This window comes from Chryseobacterium piperi (assembly GCF_002285635.2).
Taxonomy (GTDB): Bacteria; Bacteroidota; Bacteroidia; order Flavobacteriales; family Weeksellaceae; genus Chryseobacterium; species Chryseobacterium piperi.
The window spans coordinates 542,163-564,733 of the sequence record NZ_CP023049.2; the positions used below are offsets into that span (position 1 = coordinate 542,163).

Sequence of the window (22,571 nt, forward strand, 5' to 3'; positions counted from 1 at the left end):
AATGGGAAAAAAATGATTTTGAGATATAAATTTTATTTTTTTTCATCCGGGTACATTTTATAGGTGATAAAACACCTTGTATTTTTGAATATTTCTAAAATTTTTTTTCGTCACAGTTAGGCTGGAATCACCATAAAACCTATATTTGCACCCTAAATTTTAAAATAAATGAAAGAACTAATTGAAAAAATCAACGCGGAATTTGAAGCATTCACAACTGAAGCTAACCAACAAGCAGAAAAAGGAAACAAAGCAGCGGGTACAAGAGCTCGTAAATCAGCTTTAGAACTTAGCAAATTGTTCAAAGACTTCAGAAAAGTTTCTGTTGAAGAATCAAAAAAATAAAAATAAGAGGCTGTCTCAAAAGGACAGTCTCTTTTTAGTATTTCATTGAAAAAAGATTTCGATATTTTGAATAAAAAAAATATCTTGGAAAAAAGAAGATATAAGTCAAAAAAGCAGTCTGTTTTAGGCTGCTTTTGACATTTTCTTTAGATTGTGGGCAATTGCGAGTATGCCGATTTCTACCTCGACTTTATTTTTTCCCCGAAGCATGAATCGTTTAAAATTTTTGTTGTGTTTGAGCTCTGCAAAAACAGGTTCAACATCATGGGATCTTTGTTTTCTGAGTTTGATGCCCTTGCTGGTATTAAGAAGTTTGAAAACCTTTTCTCTGATTTTTGCCAATTTAGGATTGTTTTGTGAAGTGGTTATTTGTCCCGATTTCTGATCTTTTCTGAAGTAATTATATTTAACATAAGCTTTTATTTTCTTAGATTTTAACAAGTTGTAATTTTCTTCTGAGCCATAACCAGCATCAGCAACAAGCTCTTTGGGAGCTTTATGATAGCTTTCTTCAAAACCCAGTAAATGAGTCGCTAATGTTTTGGTGTCTGTTGGGTTGGGATGAATTGAATAATGTAAAATGAATTGTCTATGGGTAGAAATTTGTAGATTGTAAGCGGGTTTTAGTTGTCCGTTTCGCATATGATCCTCCTTCATTCGCATAAAAGTAGCGTCTGTATCGGTTTTGGAATAGTAATTTCTATCTTCTAATAATTCTTGCTGTTTTTTATATTTCTCTAAATTATCTGCCCAGTTTTTCTTAGCATAATTCAGTTTCTGACGAACTTTTGAAGCTACTTTTTTATCTTTCAAAACTTCATTGATCTTTTCGATGGTTTGAGTTACTTTTTCAGAATCTACTTCTTTAAAATCAATACTTTCTGTATTTTCAAGCTCGTCTTTGGCAACTGTTTCTGCATAGTTCCAAAGCTCTTCTAATTGCTCTGCAATCCTTTCTTTGTGTTTTTTGACAGCTCTTCCCCAAACAAAAGTATAGCGATTGGCATTGGCTTCTATCTTGGTGCCATCTACAAAAGTGGTTTTCAGACTTACCAAACCTTCCTTTTCCAAAAGAAGAACAATTTGTGTGAAAATAGCTTTAATCTCACCTTTCAATCGTTCACTACGGAACCTGTTTAAGGTGTTATGATCGGGACGGCTCATTGCAGAGAGCCACATAAAATGGATGTTTTCTTTCAAGGCCTGCTCCATTTTGCGGCTTGAATAGATATTGCTTAAATAGCCATAAATCAAAACTTTCAAAAGCATTTTCGGGTGGTAGCAAGATGTTCCGCCAGGTTTGTAGGTTTTAATTAAGCTTTTGATATCCAAGCCATCAATAATGTTTGAAACAATTTTCACAGGATGTCGCTCATCAATCAACTCCGATAAATTGGGAGGAAAAAGCAGATTTTCTTTGGGGGTGTAATCTTTAAAGACTACTTTTGACGTACTTAACACAATGCAAATTAATCAATTTGCAACTATTAGGAAAGCGAAAGCTTTCCTTTTTGCATAAAAAAGGCTATCTCTTTTGAGACAGCCTCTTGTTTTTTTATAAAAGAGTATCAGGCAATTATGCTGGATATTCTTTTTGTTTTTCATATAAATCTATGATGTTTTTTTAATCCTGCTTTTAGATTATAATGTGTTTTTTAGCGTGGGTTAGTTTATTTTATTTAGTGATTCTAGTTATATAACGTAGATAATTCTTATTATTCTCTTTTAGTTTCCCCCGAATTCTATTATCTTTAGTCCAATCAATAGAATTATGAAGATAAAGACTTTTTTTGCAATGCCGGTTGTGGTATTGGCAGCACAGTTTTCATGGGCTCAGGGACCTGTGAAATCACAAGAACAACTCAATCCTGTTGTCGCCAATTTTGTTAATGAAGTGAATACCAATTCTCAATTGGAAAACATGGCATCCGAACTTCTTGATGGGGTCGGACCTCGATTGGTAGGGACTCCTGAAATGTTAGCCGCTAATGAATGGACTGCAAATACACTTCGTTCATGGGGAGTAGAAGCCAACCTTCAGCAGTTTGGAACCTGGAAAGGATGGCAAAGGGGAATTACGCATGTAGATATGGTTTATCCACGTGTAAAATCATTATCAGCAACACAGTTGGCCTGGAGTCCGGCCACTAAAAAAGCTATAGAAGCGGAAGTAGTTATTCTTCCAAAAGTTTCTTCCAAAGCTGAATTTGATCGATGGTTACCTTCCGTAAAAGGAAAAATCGTATTGATGGCCCAATATCAGAAAATTGGACGTTCTGATGAGCAGATCAAAGAGTTTGCAACCCCGGAGCTTTATGAAAAGTTAAAAGCTGAAAAAGAGCAGGCATCCAAAGATTTTCGTGATTATGTAAAGAATATAGGGTATGATAACAATACACTTCCTGAAGCTTTAGAAAAAGCAGGGGCGGCAGGAATTGCCATTTCCAATTGGACAGGCATTATGGGAGCTAACAGGATTTTTGGAGCTAAAACAAGTAAAATCCCCATGTTTGATATCGATGTAGAAGATTACGGTATGCTTTTCAGAATGGCTGAAAAAGGGAAGAAGCCTAAAATTAAAGTAGAAGCACAATCCAAAATACTTCCTGATACTAAAACATTCAATACCATAGGAATGATTAAAGGGAAAGAAAAGCCCAATGAATATGTGGTTCTTTCTGCACACCTTGATTCGTGGGATGGAGCTCAGGGAGCCACAGATAACGGAACGGGAGTTTTGACCATGCTCGAAACGATGAGAGTCCTTAAAAAATATTACCCCAATAACAAAAGAACCATTATTATCGGACTTTGGGGAAGTGAAGAGCAGGGCTTGAACGGCTCAAGAGGGTTTGTGGCAGATAATCCTGAAATTATGAAAGGAATTCAGGCGGTATTTAATCAGGATAATGGGACTGGTCGGGTGGTCAATATCAGTGGACAGGGGTTTGTGAAATCATATGATTATATTGGAAAATGGCTGAGTGCAGCTCCGAAAATGGTAAGAGATAACATCAAAACGGATTTTCCCGGTATGCCGGGTGGAGGTGGATCTGATCATGCTTCATTTGTTGCAGCCGGGATACCTGGATTTTCTTTAGGTTCATTGAATTGGGGATACTTTGGATACACATGGCATACTACAAAAGATACCTATGATAAAATTGTTTTCGATGAAGTGAAAAATAATGTTATTCTTACCGCTACATTAGCATATATGGCATCAGAAGATCCTGAGTTTACGAATAGGGAAAGAAGAGTAATGCCACAAGATGATAAAGGGGAAACCATAAAATGGCCTGAGGCAAAACAACCCAAAAGAAATTCTAAAGATTATAAGTAAAAATAAAAAACCGTCCCAGTAATGAGACGGTTTTTTATTTTGAAATACGATCAATTAGATTTTGATTTCCCTGGTATTTCAGAAGTTCTTTGATTTCTGGGATTTTATTCTCTTTTACGATATAAGTCTTACAGATTGTATTGTTCATGTGCATGCTGAAATTCATTCGTGTACCTGTTCGTCTTCCCATTGCAATAGTTCTAGTGGTATATTCTGAAAAAACAGGAGAGAAGTTGGCAAGACATAAAACATTTCTTTGTAATGATTTTAAAAAGCGAGGGTAATTTCCATAATCGTCGAGGACTTTAATTTTGAATATCTTTTTCCCTAAAGTCGTTCCCCGATAGAACTCGGTAATTGTTCCTAAAATCAAAACGCACGGAATAGAAAGTACAATGCTTATAAAAACCATTTTATGAAATAGAAAATAAAAGAGTAAACAGAAGGGGAGCATATCTATCCATTTTGCAAAAAGCCTTTCTGTCTCATTTCCTTTGTAAGTAGGATTATAAGGAAGATAATATTCATAAGCATGATATATTCTATAGCCCAACTCATCAAAATATGGAGTAGGTCTGTTAATGATTTTTCTTTCCTTAATTTCTGATATTTTCAAATCAATTTTTTACAAGATCATACTAAGTTGAATTCTTTTTCTTACCTCGTCCACTTCTGTCACTTTTACCTGAACATGCTGATGTAATTTCACCACCTCATTTACATCGGAGACAAAGCCATCTTTTAGCTGTGAGATATGTACTAATCCGCTTTCCTTAATTCCGAGATCAACGAAACATCCGAATGCTGTAATATTATTGACAATTCCTGGGAGAATCATACCTACTCTCAGATCTTTTACACTTTTTACTTTAGGATCAAATTCAAAAACTTTAGCAGCTTTTCTAGGATCCAATCCTGGCTTCTCAAGTTCCTTTAAAATATCCCTGATCCCCAGAATACCAATTTCGTCTGTTATATATTTCTCAGGTTGAATTAAAGCGATTTTTTCTTTATTAGCAATTAACTCATTGGATTTAATTCCTAAGTCTTTTGCCATTTTCTCTACAATGCCGTAAGCTTCCGGATGTACAGCAGAATTGTCCAATGAATTTTTTCCATTAGTAATTCTTATAAATGCTGCTGCCTGCTGAAAAGCTTTTTCACCTAATCTAGGTACTTTTTTCAATTGTTTTCGGTCTTCAAAAGCTCCATTTTCAGCACGGTAATTAACAATGTTTTCTGCCATCTTCTCACCAATTCCTGAAACATAGCTCAGGAGTGATTTGCTGGCTGTATTAAGATTGATTCCTACTGAGTTGACACACTTCATAACGGTCGAATCCAATTCATTTTTTAGCTGGGTCTGGTCTACATCATGCTGATACTGTCCGACACCAATAGATTTAGCGTCAATTTTAACCAATTCTGCCAATGGATCTGCTAATCTTCTTCCAATGGAAACAGCTCCTCGAACTGTGACATCATAACTCGGAAATTCTTCTCTTGCAATTTTGCTTGCAGAATAGACGGAAGCACCTGCTTCGGAAACCACGAAAACCTGTAAAGGCTTGTCAAAAGCAATTTTTTTGATGAAGAATTCCGTTTCACGGCTCGCTGTTCCATTTCCGATAGAAATTGCTTCAATATTGTAAGCATTAACCATAGAACGGATTTTTTTCATCGCCATTCCTGTTTCGTTTTGCGGAGCATGAGGGTAGATGGTTTCGTTATGGAGCAGATCTCCTTTTTCATCTAAGCATACAATTTTACATCCGCTTTTATATCCGGGATCGATGGCTAAAATTCTTTTTTCACCCAATGGCGGAGCCAGTAATAGCTGGCTTAAATTTTCAGAGAAAATTTCAATTGCCTTTTTATCTGCTTTTTCTTTAGCTTCCTGTAATGTTTCGTTAGAAATGGCAGGCTCCAGTAATCTTTTGTAACTATCCTTTATAGCTAACGCGATTTGCTCAGAACTGTCATTATTGGATTTGATTACAGCATTTTCTATAAACTCTACAGCTTCTCCTTTGTCAATATCTACGCTAACTTTTACAAAACCTTCAGCTTCTGCTCTTAACATGGCTAAAAGCCTGTGAGAAGGTGTTCTGTTGAGACTTTCATCCCATTCAAAATACTGGGAGTACTTTTGAGCTCCTTCTTCCTCTTTTTTGGCTTTTACAACTTTAGAAGAAATGACAGCCTTACGCTGAAATAGTCGACGAAGGTTTTTACGGACATACATATTTTCATTAATCCATTCGGCCATAATATCCCGGGCACCCTGAAGCGCTTCGTCTTCAGAAGAAACCTGATCATTTACATATTTTGAAGCAAGAAAGGATAGGTCATTGCTTTTCTGACTCATAATGATTTTTGCCAGTGGTTCCAATCCTTTTTCTTTTGCAGCATCTGCCTTGGTCTTTTTACGCTTTTTAAAGGGTAAATATAAATCTTCAAGCTCCTGCAGATCGAAACTTTCTTCGATCCTATGCTTTAGCTCAGGTGTTAAAGCATTTTGTTCTTCAATTGATTTTAGAATAGTTTCCTTTCTTTTTACTATTTCATCAAACTGCTTACTGATTTTGGCAATCTGCTCGATTTGTATTTCGTCCAGGTTTCCGGTGAAATCTTTCCGATAGCGGGATATAAAAGGAATGGTACAATCTTCAGATAATAATTGAAGGGTATTATTGATGCTCTTTTCAGAAATATTGAGCTGCTTCTGTATAAATTCTACGGTCGTCATTGTTCTGTTTTCGGAGAGCTAAAATAAGGTTTTTAAAAAGAAAAAAGGCGAGTTGCCCCGCCTTAAATGTTTTCACAACTTCACTGATATAATCTTCATAACAAGTTATGCTGTAAATAATCATTAAGATATTAAAATTTGAAAGCAGCTCATAAGCACGAATAATCTGCTAAAATTTTCCAAACAAATGTAGTACGACAGAACTTGGCGCAATAAAAAAGCCTTCCAAAAGAAGGCTATATAAATAAGTATGGTAATATTATTTATTGTTTTGTGAATATTAGATTTTGTGATTCAGGAATATAAACCGTTAAATCTGGATTACCCGGACATCTTGCTTTATCAATTACTCTACTATTAGGGCGGTAGTCCCAAGACAACTGAGTAGAATTAATTTTTTTTAAATTAACTTTCCCCCAGCCTACACCACAATTGGTGCCATAATAGCTTAAAACGACCTGATTAAATTGAGGTTTAGTACCTATACTGTATAAACTATTAATTTCTGTATTATTATTTCTGGTATCCTGAAGAATAGTTCCTGAATTATTCTTAATCAAATACTTTACTATTAAAGCATCCATATAATAATTTACTTTAGAGCTTTTTTCTAATTTTTTTTCTTTTTTAGTAATGTATAAAGTAATTTGATTTCCTTCAAAATTAGCAGTATACGTTCCTATATAAGGGTTTAATTCATTATTTAAATCTTTAAGATAGGCATTATTAGGTAAATCCATACTAAAAGAATTTAAAGGAAGAATTTGTTGTGCTTTACAAGATGTAAAAGTGATAATTAAGCTTAGTATTAAGGTTATATTTTTCACAATTTATTTTCAATAGTTAGATGTCTATTTTAGACATTCTTTTTATTATTTATTATTGTTTAGTAAATATGAGGTTTTGTGATTCAGGAATATAAACCGTTAAATCTGGATTACCCGGACATCTTGCTTTATCAATTACTCTACTATTAGGACGGTACTCCCACGAGAGCTGGGTAGAATTAATCTTTTTTAAATTGATTTTTCCCCAGCCTACACCACAGTTGGTACCAGAATAACTTAAAGAGACAATATTTCTAATAGAATTTGTGTTCATACTATATATAGTATTTATCTGAGAACTATTGTTTTTTGTATCTTGAAGAGTTATTCCTGCAGAATTCTTTATAATAAATTTTACATTTAAAATATCTTTATAATAATTTTTATTTAAATTCTTTGTAGGCTTTTTTTCCTCTTTAGTAATATAAAGCGTAATTTGATTTCCTTCAAAATTAGCTTTATAAGTTCCTATATAAGGGTTTAATTCATTATTTAAATCTTTTACATATGCATTCTGTGTAATATTATCCATGAAAGTATTCAAAGGAAGTACTTGTTGCGCTTTACAAGAAATAAAAGTGATGATTAAGCTTAGTATTAAGGTTATATTTTTCATAATATTATTTATATTTTAATTAAGGACAAGGAGTCGGGGTTGTAGGATTTCCTTGCGCATCATAGTTAATAGTATTTACATTATTATTAGGATCTACTTTTTGAAGTTTTACTTTTCCATCCAATCCCATATTTTTTAAAGTATCAGAGAATAGTTTTTCCAACCCTTTATTATTTAATGTAGCTCCACTATCGTTAGTATATTCAGATAATTTTAAAAGTTCAGACTCTCTAGTGTTATAATCATTTTCAAATACATTAATTTGCTCTTGCGAGAAGTTTTTAATCGCATCGTCGTATGAACCATTGAACCAACCAACGTACTGTCCTCCATCAGGTCCTACCATTCCCAGAAAAGCGTTTTGAACATTAGTTCCCTGGTTTCCTTGTCCCCTGGCAAAAGCTAAAAGTAAATCAATATCTGAAGGAGAGAGTATTTTAATTCCTAATTTTGTATGATTATGAAAGGCTCCCTGATACCCTGATTTATCTCCTAAATCAACACTATGCTTTCCTCCATCTAACATTTCTGATGTTGAGCCATCGGCTTTTACTTTGAATCCTTTTTCGCCTTCTCCAGTTTGCGCTTGGCTTTTCAGGTCTTTAACTTTGTTTTTTACTTGCTCACTGTTTTGTACTTTCTTTCCTTTTGTACAGGGGTCTGTATTAGGAGTGTCGGGAGTATTACCTCCTCCAGAGCTCCCACCGCTTCCACCGCTTGAGCCTCCATTGTTATTACACTGTCCATACATTGAACATGCATCAGGTCCTACAACATCTATGCCTTCTGAAGGTTTGGAGGGACCGGTAATTACAACTTCTTCAATATCATGGTATCCTCCACTTTTAGAAAGCATCTTGTCATTAGAAGGATTAAATACTTTTTCAAATGATGAAAATATATTATTATACTGAGAAGTTTCATTTTTTAGTTTGTATAATGCTAAAAGAGTGTTTTCTTTATTAATCTTTGAATAATAAATATCAATAACTTTTTGTTCTTTCATTAGTGGAAAATACATATAGATATTGCCTTCTTTATCTTCTATTACTTGAGAATGTACTTTAAAGTTAACGTAAGATTCAGAATCTGAAACCTTTGTATTCAATCCTGTATGGTTAGTATTATTTATTACATCATAAGAATTAAAGGCTTTTGAAAAGTCCAAAGCATAATATTTGCTTAAGGAGAAATTCTTTTCAGTACTTTTATTCTGCATATAACTTGCTTTATTGAAAAGACTAAACGTCTTTTGTTCGTTTTTGCTTTCCGAAGCAAAGTCTTCTTGCCTACAAGAAATAATTCCTATTACAAGAAATAAAAAGTAAATAATTTTTTTCAAATTGTAATTCATGTTTTTAAAATTAAAGGTGTAAATATATATAATTAACTCAAAGCTCTGGGATTTTTTTTATAAAAAGCCCCTACAGAAAGGAGTTTGGTCAATAAAAAAACTTTATAAAAAGGTTATATAATATAGAATAAAATGCTCACCCCTTATTTCTTGATGTATGTTAAGGTCATAAGCAATAAGGTTTTTCTACTTTTGGGATCTCGAGATTACAAAAAATAAAGTATTATTTTTTTTGATTTGAAAATCAACTTTAAACATTTTAAAATATGAAAAAAATTAGTGTTATCGCGTTAGTAGCTGTAGGATTGTTAGTAGCATCTTGTAATAAAGAAAAAACGGCAGAAACAGCTGTTTCCGGTCAGGAGCAGACTGTAGCAGAGAGCATTGGAGAAGTATTGTCTATAGATACAGTAGCTTCAGTTGTTAACTGGAAGGCTTTTCACAAAGGAGGTTTTGCACCTCGTTGGGGAACGCTTCATATAAAATCTGGCGACTTAAGCGTTGCAGGGAATCAGATTTCTGCAGGAAATTTTGTGATTGATATGACATCGATCAAAGTTGATCCTGCTTCAGTAACGGAAAAAGATAAAAAACCGGAAGATCTGGAAGCTCACTTGAAAAATCCTGATTTCTTTAATGTAGAAAAAAATCCGGTTTCTGATTTCAAAATTACAAGTGTGTCGGATTTAAAAGAAACACCTAAGGATGCTGTTACAGGAGCTAATAAAACAGTAAGTGGAAATCTTACTTTATTAGGGAAAACAATGAATGTAACCTTTCCTGCTAAAATAGATGCAACAGATAATTCAGCTTCTATTCAGGCTAAATTTACTGTAAACAGAGCAGACTGGGGAATCAAATTTGGAACTTCAGAAGCTGATCCTGCTGAATGGATGGTGAGTAAAGACATCGAAATTACTGTAGATGTAACAGCTAAAAAATAAATTGTTAGATATATCCTAAATAGTAGAGCTGCTTTTCTTAAGGCGGCTCTTTTTGATTATCAACTGTTAAACTTTCCATCTTTAACTTTTTTTAGGAATTGATAACATAGGGACGGCATCATTTTTTCTCTTTATTGATCTATTAACACCAATAAATCTTACTATTATGTCGAAAAAAATTGCAATTCTTGCCACCAACGGTTTTGAAGAAAGTGAATTACAATCTCCAAAAGAATATCTGGAACAACAAGGATGGACTGCGCATATCGTCAGTCCTGAATCCGGTACTATTAAGGCTTGGGCAGAAAAAGATTGGGGAAAGGACTATCAAGTAGATAAATCCCTGAATGAAGTGAACGCTTCGGAATATGATGCGCTGGTACTGCCTGGAGGAGTTATTAATCCAGATCATTTAAGAACGAATGAAAAAGCATTATCATTTGTGAGAGATTTTTTCCAGCAACATAAGCCTGTAGCCGCTATTTGTCATGGTCCTCAGGTTTTAATTAATGCAGGAGTAGTAGAGGGGAGAAATATGACTTCAGTAAACTCCATTAGTGAGGATTTGAAAAATGCAGGAGCAAGATGGGAAGATCGTGAAGTTATTGTAGATCAAGGGTTGGTAACCAGCAGGACTCCTAAAGATTTACCGGCTTTTAATGCCAAGATGGTAGAGGAAATAAAAGAAGGAAAGCATCAAGAGCAAACCTTATAAATTTTAACCGATTTATTCATTTTCAAACAGCAGGAATAACAACTTAAAAGTGTTTATTCCTGCTGTTTTTTTTGAGCTTAATGTAATCGTTTAATGTTTTGTTACTCACAACAACTAATTTTGTGGGATGTGTTATTACTTGTTTTTAATCAATATATTGACATTAATCTGTTTCGGATATGATAAGTTTTTAGCGAAAAATTATAAAAAGCGAATATCAGAAAACAGGCTGTTGATATTCAGTTTTATAGGTGGAACTATAGGAGCTTTTTTAGGAATTGTCATTTTCAGACATAAGATATCGAAAAAGGCTTTTTTGCTGAAATTGGGAATCGTGACCAGGGTTCAAGTGATACTCATTTACTTTTTTAGAAAATATTTTTAAAAATTATTTGTTAAATCTTATCTGAAATTAGCTTTGGTATTCCTACTTAAACCGGTATAATGAGTTCTGATATAAAGGCTTAGCTGATTGATTTATTTTAAGCCTCTCATTATGAATTTGTTAAATAATAGATATTGTTGCTAAGTATTTCATTTAAAAACACTATTTTTGCACCCGTAAAAATCATTCATGCAAAACATTAGAAATATTGCGATTATCGCACACGTTGACCACGGAAAGACGACTTTGGTTGACAAGATTATTCATGCTACAAACATTTTCAGAGAAAATCAGGAAAGTGGAGAATTAATAATGGATAATAACGATCTTGAAAGAGAAAGAGGGATTACCATTTTATCTAAAAATATTTCTGTTACTTATAAAGACGTTAAAATTAACGTAATTGATACTCCTGGTCACGCCGATTTTGGTGGTGAGGTAGAGAGAGTTCTTAAAATGGCAGATGGTGTAATTTTGTTAGTAGATGCTTTCGAAGGTCCAATGCCACAAACCAGATTCGTATTGCAAAAAGCTTTAGAATTAGGTTTAAGACCATTAGTGGTTATTAATAAAGTAGATAAACCAAACTGTCGTCCTGACGAAGTTCATGACCAGGTATTTGATTTATTCTTTAACCTGGAAGCGACTGAAGAGCAATTGGATTTCCCAACGTTCTACGGTTCTTCTAAACAAGGTTGGTTCAATACTTCTTTGGAGCAGACTGAAGATATTTTCCCATTATTGGATGGTATTTTAGAATATGTTCCTGAGCCGAAAGTATCAGAAGGAAACTTACAGATGCAGATTGTTTCTTTAGATTACTCTTCATTCTTAGGAAGAATAGCTATTGGAAAAGTAATAAGAGGAGAGATTAAAGAATCTCAGTGGATCGGTTTAGCACAGGCAGACGGTAAAATTGTAAAAGGAAAAGTAAAAGAACTTTACATTTTTGAAGGTTTAGGAAAGAAAAAAGTAAGTGAAGTAAAAGCTGGAGATATCTGTGCTGTTGTAGGCTTCGATGCTTTCCAGATTGGTGATTCTTTCGTAGATATGGAGAATCCTGAACCATTACCTAGAACTGCAATTGATGAGCCTACGTTGAACATGACGTTCTCAATTAACAATTCACCTTTCTTCGGAAAAGATGGTAAATATGTAACTTCTAACCACCTGAAAGAAAGATTAACAAAAGAATTAGAGAAAAACTTAGCATTAAGAGTTCAGCAGACTGATGATGCCAACACTTTCTTAGTATTCGGTAGAGGTATTCTTCACTTGTCAGTTTTAATTGAAACAATGAGAAGAGAAGGGTATGAAATGACAATTGGTCAGCCACAGGTTATCCTGAGAGAAATCGATGGAGAGAAATGTGAGCCTTATGAATCTTTAGTGGTTGATGTTCCTGAAGAGTATGCTTCAAGAGTAATCGATTTAGCTACTCAAAGAAAAGGGGACCTTCATATTATGGAAACTAAAGGTGAGATGCAGCATATGGAATTCGAAATTCCTTCAAGAGGTTTGATCGGATTGCGTTCTCAAATGTTAACAGCTACTGCTGGTGAAGCTATTATGGCACACCGTTTCACAGAATACAAGCCTTTCAAAGGTGCAATTCCTGGAAGAAATAACGGGGTATTGATCAGCAAGACTCAAGGACCAGCTACAGAATATTCAATTGCTAAACTACAGGATAGAGGTAAATTCTTCGTTGATCCGGGTGAGGAAATCTATGCAGGTATGATCATTGGTGAGCAAAACAAGCCAGGAGATCTAGTTGTAAATATCGTGGAAGCAAAGCAGTTGAACAACATGAGAGCTTCTGGAAAAGATAAAGATACTGGTGTTGCTCCAAAAATCTTATTCTCATTGGAAGAATGTATGGAATATATTCAAAGTGATGAAGCAATTGAAGTAACTCCAAACTTCATCAGAATGAGAAAGAAAGTTCTTTCTGAAGAAGAAAGAAAAAGAATGGAAAGATCAGGAAAAGCTTAATAATAATCCTGTATTTATAGATATAAGCCTCGGTTTTTCGAGGCTTTTTTATTAAAAAAAATACAAGGAATTGAATTTATTATAATATTTTTAAAAAAGGTAAAAAAATAATTTAATGTAGTTTTGCACCCTATGAAAGTTAGTAATTTAAAATTGATCGTATTACTGGGAGTACTGGCTTCTTGTGGAAGTTCCCGTACCGTTACTAATACGACAAAGCCTGTCAGGAATAGTAACACAACAAACAATCCTGTTAAAAATCATCCAAAAGAGCCAGTTGCAGTGAAAAAGCCGAATACGGCGCAACAGCCTGCTGACGAGATTTTAAAAGTCAACCTTCCTGCTATTAACAGAGAATTTCGAGGTGCCTGGATTGCTAGTGTAGCTAATATCAACTGGCCTTCAAGAAATAATTTATCCATTGATCAACAGAAAGCTGAAGCGATCAGTATGCTGGATATGTTGAAAGATAATAATTTCAATGCGGTTATTTTTCAGGTGCGCCCATCGGCGGATGCTTTATATACAAGTTCATTAGAACCCTGGTCTTATTTCCTTACCGGAGAAACAGGAAAATCTCCCTACCCGAATTATGACCCTTTGCAGTTTTGGGTTGAAGAGTCTCATAAAAGAGGTTTAGAGCTTCATGTATGGCTTAATCCTTACAGAGCACACCATACGAATGGAGGATCGGTTAACAACCTTTCAATGGCGAATAAACTTTCTGATATAGTAGTAAGGTTAAAAAATGGAATGTACTGGTTTGATCCTGCAAATCCTAAAACACAAGGGCATGTTTCTAATGTGGTAAAAGATATTGTACAGAGATATGATATTGATGCGGTTCATTTTGATGATTATTTTTATCCTTATGCCACTTACAATAAAGGAGCTGATTTTCCGGATAATGCAAGCTGGAATGCCTACGTAAGTAAAGGCGGAACACTATCAAGAGCAGACTGGAGAAGAGATAATGTGAATAAGTTTGTAGAACGTATCTATAAAGAAATCCATGCAGAAAAAAGCTATGTGAAATTCGGGATCAGTCCATTCGGGATCTGGAAGCCAGGATATCCTGCAGGTATTACAGGATCATCTCAATATGATGAGTTGTATGCTGATGCCAAGTTATGGCTGAATAAAGGTTGGGTAGATTATTTTTCGCCTCAGTTATATTGGCCGATTGAGTCCAGAGGACAGGGATTTGGAGCGCTATTAAACTGGTGGCAGTCAGAAAATACGCAGAACCGTCATTTATGGCCAGGGTTAAATACAGTTGAAATTAAAACTTCGGATCGTCCTACGGAAATAAAAAATCAGATTGAGCTTTCGAGACAGATTTTAAAAAGTGATGCTGGAGAAGTTCACTGGAGTATCGCTGGACTGACAAGGAATCCGGGTATGTTAAGTACATTGAGAAACGGACCTTATAAAGAAAAAGCATTAGTTCCAAAAAGTCCATGGATTAAAGCAGCGCCATTAATGACCCCAACATTGTTTGTTACAGATAACGGAAGCTTTGCACGGGCGAACTGGAGCAGTAAAAATCTTAAAGATGTTTTCCAGTGGGTATTGTTTAAACAATATAATGGAATTTGGGAAACAGAAATTTTAACGTTGGAAACTCTTTCCAAAGATATTCCGAAATATAAAGATGGGAAAACATTGAATGCAGTTGCCATAAAAGCTGTAGACAGACTAGGAAATGAGAGTGATTATATGGCTAAAAAAATAAAGTAGTCCTGGAGTAATAAAACTTTGGAATTTCAGATTTACTAAAACAACAGGATCTGTCATTGGCTAAAAATAAAATAAAAGCAATTCTATTTAGAATTGCTTTTATTTTAGAATAACTATAAATTATTAGTTTAAGTCGTTGTATTTCATTTTGTTGTAGCGTTAATTCAGTTGGATTTAAGAAAATTTTAAACTTTAGCGGAATCATTTTTGCATCATTTTATTCATAATCACTAAAAAATAAAATATTATGAATACGAACAGACTTTCCCCTGCAATTGAAAAAGCGTTAAGTGACCAAATGAATAAAGAGATTCATGCGGCACATACATTCTTGTCTTATGGAATTTGGGCTGATGATAAAGGATATCAGGGTATTGCGAATTTCCTGTACAGACACGCGCAGGAAGAGAGGAATCATTCTATTAAATTTATGGAATATGTATTAAACAGAGGTGGAAAACCAAAAGTAAATGCGATCCCTGAACCACCTGCTGATCCTAAATCTTTAACCGCTTGTTTCGATGGGATTTTCCAGCATGAAGTAGATAATACGACTGCTATTTATAAAATTGTGGATTTATCACTTCAGGAAAAAGACTGGGCTACCTGGAATTTTATGCAATGGTTTGTACAGGAGCAGATAGAAGAGGAAACACTGGCGCAGAACTTAATTGATAAATTGAAAATTGCCGGTGGCGATCGCGCTACAGATGAATCTTTATTTACTCTGGATAAAACATTAGAAAAAACACCTGACGATGCTCCATTAGCACAAAACGCTACAGGAGCCAATCCATAAGGGTAAAATAAAAATGATAAAAAAATCTGTCAGATTCCTGACAGATTTTTTTATTATGAAACTCACCCTAAAATCACTATCTTTGCAGACCTTTAAAAATAAAATAGTTTCATTATGAAATGTGGAATCGTAGGATTGCCGAACGTTGGTAAATCAACTCTTTTTAACTGTTTGAGTAATGCGAAAGCTCAATCAGCCAATTATCCTTTCTGTACCATTGAACCTAACTTAGGGACGGTATCAGTACCGGATCAAAGATTGTTTGAGTTAGAGAAATTAGTAAATCCAGAAAGAGTTTTACCAGCTGTTGTGGAGATCGTAGATATCGCAGGTTTGGTAAAAGGAGCGAGCAAAGGAGAAGGTTTAGGAAACCAGTTCCTGGCTAATATCCGCGAATGTGAAGCTATTATTCATGTTTTAAGATGTTTTGATAATGGAAATATCATTCACGTTGAAGGATCTGTAGATCCGATGAGAGATAAAGAAATTATCGATATCGAGCTTCAGCTGAAAGATCTTGAAACAGTAGGAAAGGCTGTAGATAAAGCTAAGAAATTTATCAAATCAGGAAAAAAAGAAGATATTCTGACTTTTGAAACACTTCAGAATCTTCAGAAATTTTTAGAGGATGGTAAAAATGCAAGAGAATTTCCTGTGAATGATCTTACCAAACCAATCATTGATGAGGTTCAGTTGTTAACAAAAAAGCCTGTTCTTTACGTATGTAACGTAGATGAAAATTCTATAAAAAATGGAAATGAATGGGTAGCCAAAATTGATGAAATGGCTCAGAAGGAAGGATCTGAAATCGTTGTATTAGCAGCTCAGATTGAAGCTGATATCAATGAATTGGAGACATTTGAAGAAAGAGAGATTTTCCTTGACGAATTAGGTTTGAAAGAACCTGGTGTTAACCGTTTGATCAGAAAAGCTTATGACTTATTAAAACTTCAGACATATTTTACAGCTGGAGTAAAAGAAGTAAGAGCATGGACGATCGGGCAGGGATGGACAGCACCTCAGGCAGCTGGAGTGATCCATACCGATTTCGAAAAAGGATTTATCCGTGCTGAAGTTATTAAGTATAATGACTATATGACTTACGGTTCTGAAGCTAAGGTAAAAGAAGCTGGAAAGCTATCTGTAGAAGGAAAGGAATATATCGTTCAGGATGGGGATATCATGCATTTCAGATTTAATGTATAAAGAATATTAAAGTTATAGTAATTAAAAAACGCTTCCATGAATTTGGAAGCGTTTTTTTATGTTCAAAAAATTTTGATAACACAATCTTGTTGTTTATGGAATCAGTTCCGGACGGCACTGAGGTTCTGCGCAGCCCATGGAAAAAATTCTGCAGGCATTGGTCTTAGGATCAAGACATTGTTTTAAACCGCCCATAATTACTTTTAATTCTTTTGAATCAAGCTTTTTTCCTTTTTGTAAATTTTGATTTTTCATTGTAATGATTTTTAATGAGTTAATGAGAATTTGAATTGTGTGAAAGAATATTAATACCTAATGCATTTAAAATAAAAATCCCACTTTGATAGAAAGCGGGATTCATAAAAAAATATCAATTTAAGGAATATATCTGCATTGTAATTCAGCACATGTTCTTCCATAGGCGATGCACTGATTGGTATCCGGATCAATACACATTTGGAGTCCTCCGGTAATAGTTCTCAATTCTTTTTTGTTGAGTTTTTTACCTTTTTGTAGATTTTGATTATTCATGATAATAATTTTAAATGATTAGTTTAAGACGAAGTTATAAAAATAATTCATTGTGTATCGATTTATATTGAAAAATATTCACAAATATCAATTAATTATTGTATTTAAATAATTATGTAATTTTGTATGTTTGATTTTTACAAATACTTTAATAAATAATGGAAAAAATATTTCACGCTTCTTTAGAGGATTTCTATAAAGAGATGACTGTAAAGTTGGGAAAAGATCTTGAAAGCATTTTTCCCAAAGGACTGCATAAAGATATAGGACACTTTAATGTATTTGATATTGCCCAAACTATCGAGAAGGTTAAAGCAACTTCAGAAATGCCTTATAACCGAAGGAAATATTATAAGATAAGTTTAATCAGAGGACGTAACAGGGCAGAATATGCAGATAAGGTCATTGCCATACAAAAGAATGCCCTGCTTTTTGCAACTCCTAAGGTCCCTTACCACTGGGTTCCTGAAGATCCTAAGCAATCGGGAAGTTTTTGTGTATTTACTGAAGATTTTTTCATTAAGGATAAATCACACAACTCTCTTGAAGACCTTCCTATATTTCAGCCGGGAGGTATTCCATTATTTGAGATTGAAGATGCGTTGGCTGACGAAATAGAAGTACTTTTCCGTAAAATGAAAAATGAAATTGAATCTGATTATATTTTTAAATATGATTTAATAAGGAATTACGTTCTGGAACTTATTCATTATGGGCAGAAATTGCAGCCTGCTACCAAATTGTCGACCTCTAATGATGCTTCCTTAAGGGTAGTGTCATTATTCATAGAACTGTTGGAAAGACAATTTCCGATCGAATCCTATGACCAGAGATTGCAGCTTAAAACAGCAAAAGATTATGCAGGCAGGTTAGCAGTACACGTCAACTATTTAAATAAAAAATTAAAAGAAAATACAGGTAAAACAACCACCGAATTTATTGCAGACCGATTGATTCAGGAAGCTAAAATATTATTGAAACAAACTACATGGAACGTATCAGAAATATCCTATGCATTAGGGTTTGAGGAGATTGCTCATTTTTCAAATTTCTTCAAAAGAAAAACATCATACAATCCATTACAATTTCGTTCCTGATTTGAATTTTGCAAATTTCCGATTGATTGAAGCAAACAGCCAACCTCTTTAATGTTGCAACTTTGTCCTATAAAAAATGACCAAAATGAGTACAAAAACAAAAATCGCATTAGTAACCGGTGGAAGTCGTGGAATAGGAAGAAATTCAGCGCTTAAAATTGCTGAAAAAGGTCTGGATATAATAATTACCTATAAAAGCAGTAAAGAAGAAGCTGATGAAGTTGTAAAAGAAATACAGGCATTAGGAAGAAAAGCTGCTGCCTTCCAGCTAGACACAAAAGATGTGAAAAGCTTTGATCCATTTATAGAAAATGTGACTACCCATTTACAGAAAAATACGGGCAGTCCTAATATTGATTATCTGATTAATAATGCGGGTACGGCTTTATATGCTCCCATTGCAGAAACTACAGAAGAGCAGGTAGATGATATTGTTGATATCCATTTTAAAGGAGTATTCTTTCTTACTCAGAAGTTCTTACCTTTTATCAATAATGGTGGCGGGATTGTTAATATTTCATCAGGATTGGCAAGAGTAGCATTGCCGGGTTCTTCAGTGTATGGATCGATAAAGGCAGGTGTTGAGATGCTAACCCGGTATATGGCAAAAGAATTAGGTGGCAGAAAGATAAAAGCTAATGTTATTGCACCTGGAGCTATAGAAACAGATTTTGGCGGCGGAAGAACACGCGATAATAAAGAAGTGAATGCAATGGTTTCTAATAACACAGCATTAGGGAGAGCCGGACTTCCGGAAGATGTAGGTGGAGTAGTAGCCTTCTTGTGTACCGAAGATGCTGCATGGATCAGCGGCCAGCGAATAGAGGTTTCAGGAGGAATGATTTTGTAGAATTAGCTACAAATTCTTATAAAAAGTTTTGAATTGATTCGTGCATTCGTGGCTTAAAAAAATATGGCTACGAATGCACGAATATTTTTATAGGTAGCTATTAGCTGCTTTTTGTTCTTAGTTAAAAAGCGGTGAGCTTATTCATGGCTAAAAAAGAAGTATCCAGCTTTTGAGACAATTTCTTTATCTTTAAAATATAATAACCTGTGTTTATTCAGATGAGCTATGATTAAAGATATTATAAACCAGTTTCCCTATATATTGCCAATCATTGAGATTCTATATCTTTTAGGAATCTTTTTTCTTGCGGTCAGAATTATTATGGATACCAGAAATACCAGTAAGACTCTGGCTTATCTGCTTCTCATTGTTTTTTTACCCGTTATTGGAATCATTATTTATTTTGTTTTTGGAGTGAATTACCGAAAGAATAAATTCTACACATTCAAAATTGAGCGGAATGAAAAGATTTACAATGAGATTCAGAAATATATCAGGGAAACCCACCATAAGACGCTTAAAAACAGAGGTGATGAATTGGATTGTTTTGTCTCCACCATTAATTTTCTTTATCATGCAGGGCACTCACCGCTAACGGAAGAAAATCAGGTTGAAGTATTGGTGAATGGAGAAGAGAAGTTTGCAAAAGTTTTTAAAGTTCTGCAAAAAGCAAAACACCATATTCATCTGGAATATTATATTTATGATAACGACAAAATAGGAAATGAACTGGCTGATATATTAATACAAAAAGCCTCAGAAGGTGTTGTTGTGAGATTTCTTTACGATGATCTGGGAAGCGGAAATATTGGTAGAAAGTTATTGAAAAGACTGAAAGAGGGCGAAGTAGAGTTATCTCCTGTAAATAAAATCACTTTCAGGTTGTTGGCTAACAGAGTTAATTACAGGGATCACCGGAAAATTATTATTGTCGATGGAAATGAGGTCTTTACAGGAGGTATTAATGTTTCTGATAAATATATCAACCCAAATCCCAAGCAGTATTGGCGGGATATGCATTTATATATTAAAGGAAACGGGGCTTTTTATTTTCAATTCCTATTCCTGAGCAACTGGATTTTTGCAACGGAAAAGATTCCGCAGATTTCACAGGATTATTTTAATTATAAACATGATACTCCCGGCAGTACGATAGTACAGGTGGCAGCCAGTGGACCTGATACCAAACCCTCTATCATGTTGAGCACAGCATCTGCTATTCTTTCGGCTAAAGAAAAAGTATATATTGTCACTCCTTATTTCATTCCGGTTGAAACCGTATTGAATGCGATCAAGCAGGCAGCTATTGCCGGTTTGGATGTACGGCTTATGGTTCCCAAATCCGGGGATTCGCTGATTGTAAATGCTGCGGCATACTCTTATTATGAGGAACTGCTAGAAAGTAATGTCCGTATTTTCTTTTATAAAAAGGGATTTCTTCATGCAAAAACGATGATCGTTGATGATCTTTTAGCTTCTGTTGGGACTGCCAATATGGATGTGAGAAGCCAGGAACTCAATTTCGAAGTGAATACCCTTGTTTTTGACAAGGTTGTGAATCAGAAACTTCAGGATGTATTTCTTAATGATACAAAGGATTGTGTAGAAGTGGTATTGGATGAATGGAGAAAAAGACCTAAATACAAATCATTTTTTGAACACCTGGCCAGATTGTTTTCTCCACTCATATAGTATTAGTATATATTTTTATAATTTGGATAAATTTTCAATTGCTTTTTCCAGGGTTTCCTCTTTTTTAGCAAAGCATAACCGAATCACATGTTCATTCAGCTTATTTTTATAAAAGGAAGAAAAAGGGACGCTCGCTACCTTATGGGTAACTGTTAGTTCATGGGCGAATTCAAAATCATTTTTATCCGATATTTTACTGTATTTAAGCGCCTGGAAATAGGTTCCTTCACAATCGAGGAGTTCAAATGATGTGTTTTTGAGCCCTTCTCTTAGAAAATCTCTTTTTTTCTGAAAAAATTCGTTCAAGTGGTTATAATGATCTTCGTTTTTCATGTATTCACCTAATGCAAGCTGGATAGGAGTATTAACACAAAATACATTGAACTGATGTACCTTTCTGAATTCATCTGTGAGTGCTTTTGGTGCTGCACAATAACCCACCTTCCAGCCGGTAACATGGAAAAGCTTTCCGAATGAAGCGACAAGAAGGGTTCTTTCTTTCAGCTCAGGATATTTACACAGGCTTAAATGCTGTTTTCCGTCAAATACAATATTTTCATACACTTCATCACTAAGAATCAGAATAGGTGTGTCTTTAACAAGTTTAATCAACTCCTGTATATCATTTTCTTTTAAAATTTTTCCGGATGGGTTGTTGGGGTTGTTCAGGATAATCATTTTTGTCTTATCAGTAACCAATCCTTTAACAGTATTCCAGTCAATATTATAATCGGGAGCTTTCATTTCAAAACGCTTGACAATCCCTCCGAAAAGCTCTACGGTAGGCTCGTAACAGTCATAAGCGGGCTCGAAAATAATGACTTCATCATCTTTTTTTATAAAGGTAGCAATGGCTGTAAAAATTGCTTGTGTTCCTCCTGCTGTTACTGTAATTTCTGATTCGGGATGATAGATAGCCTGATGGCTGTTTTCAATTTTTCTTGCGATCTCTTCTTTCAAACTGATTATACCGCCCAACGGCGCATATTGATTAACCCCCTTTTTAATGAAATCTCCTGCATAATCGAGTAACTCTGTATCAGCCATAAAGTCAGGGAACCCCTGAGATAAATTAATGGCTTGGTTTTCATTGGCCAGTTGAGTCATCTGACTGAAAATGGTAGTTCCAATATCAGAAAGCTTGGAAAGAGGAAGTTGTATCATGGAGGTGAATTTTTACGTTTATCGAATTTAATTTATTTTTTACAATCTGAAGATAGAAATAACATAAAAAAGATATTCTAAAAGGGATGGTTGTTTTGCTTTTATTTTTTGCAGATTTATTGGATTGCAAATAATGGTCAATGATCTGTTGTTGATTTTGTAACCTTGTCTGCAGTATTATTATATAAAAATAAATCGCTGAATACTATTCTATTCAGC

21 protein-coding genes are annotated in these 22,571 nt (G+C 34.5%); 12 read left to right on the plus strand and 9 right to left on the minus strand.

What is annotated here, in order from left to right; translation table 11 throughout:
- Positions 1 to 168: 168 nt before the first annotated feature.
- Positions 169 to 345, plus strand: a complete 177-nt coding sequence (locus tag CJF12_RS02380; RefSeq protein WP_034684091.1) for a histone H1 — start codon at positions 169 to 171, stop codon at positions 343 to 345.
- Between the two features lie 123 nt (positions 346 to 468).
- Here the strand turns inward: CJF12_RS02380 and CJF12_RS02385 are convergent, their stop codons facing one another.
- Positions 469 to 1,806, minus strand: a complete 1,338-nt coding sequence (locus CJF12_RS02385) for an IS1182 family transposase (RefSeq protein WP_095591046.1) — start codon at positions 1,804 to 1,806, stop codon at positions 469 to 471.
- Between the two features lie 310 nt (positions 1,807 to 2,116).
- Between CJF12_RS02385 and CJF12_RS02390 the strand changes: the two genes are divergently transcribed.
- Positions 2,117 to 3,688, plus strand: a complete 1,572-nt coding sequence (locus CJF12_RS02390) for a M20/M25/M40 family metallo-hydrolase (protein ID WP_034682001.1) — start codon at positions 2,117 to 2,119, stop codon at positions 3,686 to 3,688.
- Between the two features lie 34 nt (positions 3,689 to 3,722).
- Here CJF12_RS02390 and CJF12_RS02395 read toward each other — a convergent pair whose 3' ends face one another.
- From CJF12_RS02395 to CJF12_RS02415, 5 genes are all read right to left on the minus strand, one after another.
- Positions 3,723 to 4,304, minus strand: coding sequence for an RDD family protein (locus CJF12_RS02395; RefSeq protein WP_034681998.1), 582 nt, complete (start codon positions 4,302 to 4,304; stop codon positions 3,723 to 3,725).
- Positions 4,305 to 4,313: 9 nt separating this feature from the next.
- Positions 4,314 to 6,437: a Tex family protein gene (locus tag CJF12_RS02400; protein ID WP_034681997.1), complete on the minus strand. Its 2,124-nt coding sequence runs from the start codon at positions 6,435 to 6,437 to the stop codon at positions 4,314 to 4,316.
- A gap of 263 nt (positions 6,438 to 6,700) precedes the next feature.
- Positions 6,701 to 7,264, minus strand: a complete 564-nt coding sequence (locus CJF12_RS02405; RefSeq protein ID WP_316930821.1) for a DUF6705 family protein — start codon at positions 7,262 to 7,264, stop codon at positions 6,701 to 6,703.
- 52 nt (positions 7,265 to 7,316) lie between these two features.
- A complete protein-coding gene (locus CJF12_RS02410; RefSeq protein ID WP_131329489.1) occupies positions 7,317 to 7,880 on the minus strand; it encodes a DUF6705 family protein in 564 nt (187 codons plus the stop codon).
- A gap of 19 nt (positions 7,881 to 7,899) precedes the next feature.
- On the minus strand, positions 7,900 to 9,234 hold the full coding sequence (locus CJF12_RS02415) for a hypothetical protein (protein ID WP_034681991.1): 1,335 nt from the start codon (positions 9,232 to 9,234) through the stop codon (positions 7,900 to 7,902).
- 266 nt (positions 9,235 to 9,500) lie between these two features.
- On the opposite strand from CJF12_RS02415, the gene CJF12_RS02420 reads away from it, so the two are divergent.
- The 7 genes from CJF12_RS02420 to ychF all read left to right on the plus strand — a co-directional run bounded on the left by CJF12_RS02420 (position 9,501) and on the right by ychF (position 17,018).
- A complete protein-coding gene (locus CJF12_RS02420; RefSeq protein WP_034681989.1) occupies positions 9,501 to 10,178 on the plus strand; it encodes a YceI family protein in 678 nt (225 codons plus the stop codon).
- Positions 10,179 to 10,344: 166 nt separating this feature from the next.
- Positions 10,345 to 10,893: a type 1 glutamine amidotransferase domain-containing protein gene (locus tag CJF12_RS02425; protein WP_034681988.1), complete on the plus strand. Its 549-nt coding sequence runs from the start codon at positions 10,345 to 10,347 to the stop codon at positions 10,891 to 10,893.
- 127 nt (positions 10,894 to 11,020) lie between these two features.
- On the plus strand, positions 11,021 to 11,278 hold the full coding sequence (locus tag CJF12_RS02430; protein WP_084675595.1) for a DUF1294 domain-containing protein: 258 nt from the start codon (positions 11,021 to 11,023) through the stop codon (positions 11,276 to 11,278).
- A gap of 189 nt (positions 11,279 to 11,467) precedes the next feature.
- Positions 11,468 to 13,273 (plus strand): translational GTPase TypA, encoded by a 1,806-nt coding sequence (typA, locus tag CJF12_RS02435; RefSeq protein WP_034681986.1) that lies wholly within the window; start codon positions 11,468 to 11,470, stop codon positions 13,271 to 13,273.
- Between the two features lie 132 nt (positions 13,274 to 13,405).
- Entirely contained in the window at positions 13,406 to 15,013 is a 1,608-nt protein-coding gene (locus CJF12_RS02440; RefSeq protein ID WP_034681983.1) for a glycoside hydrolase family 10 protein, read from the plus strand.
- 247 nt (positions 15,014 to 15,260) lie between these two features.
- On the plus strand, positions 15,261 to 15,812 hold the full coding sequence (locus CJF12_RS02450) for a ferritin (protein WP_034681979.1): 552 nt from the start codon (positions 15,261 to 15,263) through the stop codon (positions 15,810 to 15,812).
- A 114-nt stretch (positions 15,813 to 15,926) separates the two neighbouring features.
- On the plus strand, positions 15,927 to 17,018 hold the full coding sequence (ychF, locus tag CJF12_RS02455) for a redox-regulated ATPase YchF (RefSeq protein ID WP_034681976.1): 1,092 nt from the start codon (positions 15,927 to 15,929) through the stop codon (positions 17,016 to 17,018).
- Positions 17,019 to 17,111: 93 nt separating this feature from the next.
- Here the strand turns inward: ychF and CJF12_RS20010 are convergent, their stop codons facing one another.
- Both CJF12_RS20010 and CJF12_RS19830 read right to left on the minus strand, forming a co-directional pair.
- Positions 17,112 to 17,273, minus strand: coding sequence for a hypothetical protein (locus CJF12_RS20010; protein WP_165569111.1), 162 nt, complete (start codon positions 17,271 to 17,273; stop codon positions 17,112 to 17,114).
- A gap of 120 nt (positions 17,274 to 17,393) precedes the next feature.
- Positions 17,394 to 17,549, minus strand: coding sequence for a bacteriocin (locus tag CJF12_RS19830; RefSeq protein WP_117590852.1), 156 nt, complete (start codon positions 17,547 to 17,549; stop codon positions 17,394 to 17,396).
- A 158-nt stretch (positions 17,550 to 17,707) separates the two neighbouring features.
- Here CJF12_RS19830 and CJF12_RS02460 point away from each other — a divergent pair, with 158 nt between their 5' ends.
- The 3 genes from CJF12_RS02460 (at position 17,708) to cls (ending at position 21,188) form a co-directional block, all read left to right on the plus strand.
- The gene (locus CJF12_RS02460) at positions 17,708 to 18,646 is read left to right on the plus strand and encodes a helix-turn-helix domain-containing protein (protein ID WP_034681975.1); all 939 of its coding nucleotides are present in this window, start codon (positions 17,708 to 17,710) and stop codon (positions 18,644 to 18,646) included.
- Positions 18,647 to 18,731: 85 nt separating this feature from the next.
- Positions 18,732 to 19,496, plus strand: a complete 765-nt coding sequence (locus CJF12_RS02465; RefSeq protein ID WP_034682037.1) for an SDR family NAD(P)-dependent oxidoreductase — start codon at positions 18,732 to 18,734, stop codon at positions 19,494 to 19,496.
- A gap of 225 nt (positions 19,497 to 19,721) precedes the next feature.
- Entirely contained in the window at positions 19,722 to 21,188 is a 1,467-nt protein-coding gene (gene cls, locus CJF12_RS02470; RefSeq protein WP_034681973.1) for a cardiolipin synthase, read from the plus strand.
- Between the two features lie 15 nt (positions 21,189 to 21,203).
- On the opposite strand, the gene CJF12_RS02475 is transcribed toward cls, so the two are convergent.
- On the minus strand, positions 21,204 to 22,352 hold the full coding sequence (locus CJF12_RS02475) for a methionine aminotransferase (protein ID WP_034681970.1): 1,149 nt from the start codon (positions 22,350 to 22,352) through the stop codon (positions 21,204 to 21,206).
- Positions 22,353 to 22,571 lie beyond the last annotated feature (219 nt).